This window comes from Geminicoccus sp. (assembly GCF_035556675.1).
Lineage (GTDB): Bacteria > Pseudomonadota > Alphaproteobacteria > Geminicoccales > Geminicoccaceae > Geminicoccus.
Genome location: NZ_DATMFZ010000175.1, coordinates 1 through 4,317 on the forward strand (window position 1 = coordinate 1; position 4,317 = coordinate 4,317).

The window sequence follows — 4,317 nt, forward strand, 5'->3', positions numbered from 1 at the left end:
GCCGCTTTTGGCAGCAACCAGCGGCTGGAGCGGATCAGGGCACAGGTCGACTGGCAGCCGATCGAGGCGCGCTGCTGCAGCCCATGCGCAGCTCACCGACAGGGCGGCCTGCTTATCCGCCGCTGGTGCAGCTCAAGGCGCTGTTGCTTCAACACCTGCGCGGTCTACTGACCGCGCGCCTGCGCTGCAGTCGGCCTTGCCGTTCCTGCTGGACGGCAAGGGTATCGGCTGTCGGATCGCGACCTGGAGGAGGCCTTGGCGGATCGCTTGAGCTTTCGGCGCTTTTGCGGGCTCGGGCTGGAGGATGGGGTGCCGGATGCGACGACCTTGTCGCGCTTCCGGATCGACCTGGCCGAGGCAGGTCTGGCGGAGACGGTCTTCGACGCGTTGAACGCGCAGCTCGAGCAGCGCGGCCTGGTGATCAGGGCCGGCACCATGATCGACGCGACCTTGGTCGAGGCGGACGTGAAGCGGCCGCCCATGCGCGAAGGTGAGGTGTCGGTGCGGGACCCGGCCGCCGGCTTCACGCGGCGCGGGCAACGCAGCTTCTTCGGCTACAAAGCGCACCTGGCCGTCAACCATCGATCGTCAGCAGACGATCGATCCATCCCTGCAAGGGCTGCAGCCAGGAGGCTGCAGCGGGGCTCTGATCTGATCCGCAAGGCCATTCTGACCAGCGCCGACATTGGCGAGAGCATCGCCGCCGACGCCTTGATCTGCGGCGATGAGCAGGCCGTGCTGGCCGACAAGGCCTCCGAGTCCGTGGGTAGAAGAGCGGTCCTGGCCGAGGCCGGAATCACCGACCGGATCATGCACCGACGGCAGGCCGGCAAGCGCCAGCCCAGCTGGCCCAAGTGGATGAACGTCGCGATCACGCCGTTGCGCGGTCAGATCGAGAAGCTCTTCGGCACCATGAAGCGGCGCTATCTGTACCGGCGCGTGCGCTACCACGGCCTCGTCCGCAACCGCTGCCAGCTCTGGCTGCTCGGCATGGCCATGAACTTGCGCCGTGCTGATCAACTCGCAGGCTGACCGGCGCCAGAAGGGACAGGGCCCGCCAAACTGGCCGCATTGATCCACCTGTCCAGGCAAACGGCGGTGCCCAGGCATGATGCGAATGCCTCATGCCCCATTCGGCCATGCCAACGGTGAGGCTTTCGCGGCAGTCTCCACTGGATCATGTGCCGAAGATACAAGGCTGGTCGGCGAACATGACCGTCGCATCGAGAGTTGCCCGGGATGTCCTGCTCCAAGAATCGATGCGACGAAACAGCAGTTGACGTCGGACCATGGACATGTCCTGCAGCTGGCGAGATTGCCAGCGTGGCAGTAAGATCAAGCGTGAAGCCGGACCGGAAATATATCCGATTCTTTCGGCGGCAGTTCAAGTGATTGCTATAGGGCTGGAAATTCGGATGTGGATGCGTCGATGGGGCAAGCTGTCATCCTGGCCGCCTTGCCCTGTTGCTGCGCTAAGTACATTGATAACTCTGTTAATAGGCGCGGGCATCGTGGCAGCCTTTCTGACCGAGAGCCGGCGACAGGCGCTGAATGCTTCCCAACACGAGCTCGCGGCCATCAGCAGATCCGCCGGCGGCGTCACCCAGCGAGCCTTGGCGACCCTCGATCTGGTCGTGACGATCGCGGCCGAGGAATTTCGCCAAGGCCATATCAGGCTAGACGAGGTCTTTCCGTGGCTGCACGCCTATGCTTCGTCGGACAAGCAGCTGCGCGCGCTCGATGACGCCATCCTGATCACTCCGGATGGCCGGACGGCCCAGGCGACCTCAGGGGCGGCGATCGGTGTCGACCTGAGCGACCGGGACTATGTCCGTCATCACCAAGAACATCCCGGCACCCGCATGTTCATCGGCCGGCCCGTCAACGCCCGGACTCATCCCAAAGGATGGGTCGTTCCCCTCAGCTGGCCGCTGCGGGGACCGGACGGCGTGCTGGCCGGCATCTTCGGTGTCGCGGTCGAGTGGAAGCTCTATGCCGACATCTTCAGCGGCCTGCTGCTCCGACCCGACCAGCGCCTGATCCTCATCGACAAGGCCGGCAACGTCTATGCCCGCGACGCAATGCACTGGCCGGACCGCACGTTGCCGCCAGAACGGCCGCTCTGGCTGGACGAGTGGCTGGCGCGGCCATCGCCGCATTCGGTCACCAGCTCGTTCGTGGTCGCTGCCAGTGCGGTGCCCGGAACGGACCTGCAGGTCGTGGCCGCGCACAGGATCGACGACATCCTGCAGGACTGGTGGCATCAGGCCTGCGGCGCGGCTGGGGCCGTCGGTGTGGTCGCCCTGGGCGCGGGGCTGCTCAGCTGGTGGCGGCAGCGCCAGAGCATGGCGCTTCGTCAGGCATTGCGCGCCGCGGAAGCAGCCAGGGTGGAGGCCGAACGGAGCGAGCTGGCCAAGGGCCAGTTCCTGGCGTCGATGAGCCACGAGATCCGCACGCCCATGACCGGCGTGCTGGGCATGACCGAGCTCTTGGCCAACGAGCCGCTGACCAGCCGCCAGCAGGAGGTGCTCCGGGCGATCCGCTCCTCGGGCCAGCATCTCCTGCACATCATCAACGACATCCTGGACTTCTCGCGGCTGGAGGCCGGTGAAGTTCCCCTGGAACAGGTCGACTTCTCCCTCGTGAAATTGCTCGAGGACGTGCGTGCCCTCATGCTGCCGCAGGCGACCGAGCGTGGCCTCGTCCTGACCATCGATCTCGACGAGTATTCCCCGCCGGTCGTGCGTGGTGATCCCACCCGACTGCAGCAGGTGCTCATCAACCTGATCGGCAACGGCCTGAAGTTCACCAGCCATGGCGGGGTGCGCGTCTTCGTCCGATGCGGCGCAACCCAGGGCGGGATCGTTCCGTTCCGTTTCGAGGTGCGCGATACCGGCATCGGGATTCCCGAAGAGAACCGGAGAAACCTGTTCCAGGCATTCACCCAGGCCGATCAGACGATCACACGCCGGTTCGGCGGCACCGGGCTGGGCCTTGCCATCAGCCAGCGCCTGGTCACCGCCATGGGCGGCGAGATCGGGGTCACAAGCCAGCCAGGCAAGGGGAGCACCTTCTTCTTCGAGATCCGGCTGCCGATCGGCTCGATCCTCATCCCCAGCAAGAGCAGCCGGGTTCCCAGCTCACTGTCGTTGCGGCCACTGCGGATCCTGGTGGCCGATGACGTGGCTCTGAACCGCGATCTTCTGCAGGTTTCCCTGGAGCAGAACGGCCATCGGGTCCTGCTGGCGGAGAACGGTGAACAGGCGGTGGCGCTGGTCAGCCAGGACAGCTTCGACGTGGTGCTGATGGACGTGCAGATGCCGGTGATGGACGGGGTCGAGGCTACCCGGCGGATACGGATGCTGCCGCCACCGGCACGCCGGTTGCCGATCGTGGCCCTCACGGCCAACGTGATGGAGGCAGAGCAACAACGTTGTCTGGCAGCCGGGATGAACCGGGTCCTGACCAAGCCGATCGACTGGGACCGGCTGTTCGATACGCTCGCGGCGGTAACGGAGGCGGCTGCGGCCACGTCCGAGCCTGCCAACCCGGTGGCGGCCTCTGAGCCCCGGCAGCTTGCAGCGCTCCTCGACCGGCAACGCATCGACCGCCTGCGGAAGACGGCGGGGCCAACCAAGCTGGAGCAGTTCCTCACCGACGCGATGACATCGGCCAGGGCACTGGCGGCGGAGGTGGAACGTCTGCAGGATGACCCCGAAGCGGTCGTCCAACCTGCCCATCGCCTGGCCGGTACCGCCCCCAGCTTCGGCCTGCTGCGCATCGGCATCCTGGCCCGCGCCATCGAGCAGGCGGCCACCGATGGGCAGAAGCTCGACGAGATGATCGCCCAGCTGCAGCAGGCTGTTCGCGACACCCAAGCCGAGCTCGCGGCTGCAGAGGTGACGGGGAAGCGGACCATCTGAGGTTCCCGCCTGTCGATCAACAGCCTGCCGGGGTCGGTTGGCGCTATCCTGGCACTCCGGGGGGTAGGTGTATGGTCTCGGGACATGGTGGGACGGGTCGAGCCTGAACCGGTCAGGCTCTTTTTCCCAGGCCTGGCGGATGAACTCGCAGGGCGTGAGGCCGCGCACGGTCTTCAGGCGCCGGACGTGGTCGTAGGCGTCCACGCACAGCTGCAGGCAGGAACTCCATGGACGGTGGCGCAGCTCGACCAGCCGCGTGGCGGTGCAGGCCGGGCCATCGCGACGAGCAGGTCCGCCGATCCATCGGTCACAGCAGCGATCGATCCGTCTCCGAAGGGGAATGGGCAGTAGCCCGACCAGGTCTCGCCTTGATCGTGGCTGCCGGCTCCTCCAG

2 protein-coding genes and 1 pseudogene are annotated in these 4,317 nt (G+C 66.2%); 2 read left to right on the forward strand and 1 reads right to left on the reverse strand.

Annotated features, from left to right (window positions below):
* Positions 1–228 precede the first annotated feature (228 nt).
* Complete coding sequence (locus VNS22_RS13180; RefSeq protein ID WP_325733111.1) at positions 229–1,032, forward strand: transposase; 804 nt, start codon at positions 229–231, stop codon at positions 1,030–1,032.
* 263 nt (positions 1,033–1,295) lie between these two features.
* Positions 1,296–3,923 (forward strand): hybrid sensor histidine kinase/response regulator, encoded by a 2,628-nt coding sequence (locus VNS22_RS13185; RefSeq protein WP_325733109.1) that lies wholly within the window; start codon positions 1,296–1,298, stop codon positions 3,921–3,923.
* A 66-nt stretch (positions 3,924–3,989) separates the two neighbouring features.
* On the opposite strand, the pseudogene VNS22_RS13190 reads toward VNS22_RS13185, so the two are convergent.
* Positions 3,990–4,139 (reverse strand): annotated as a pseudogene (locus tag VNS22_RS13190) (IS481 family transposase); the annotation flags it as partial.
* Positions 4,140–4,317 lie beyond the last annotated feature (178 nt).

What these genes read in the sequence shown, in the direction of transcription:
- VNS22_RS13185 (WP_325733109.1), top strand. Translation starts at nt 1,296, where the DNA reads ATGTCCTGCAGCTGGCGAGATTGCCAGCGTGGCAGTAAGATCAAGCGT.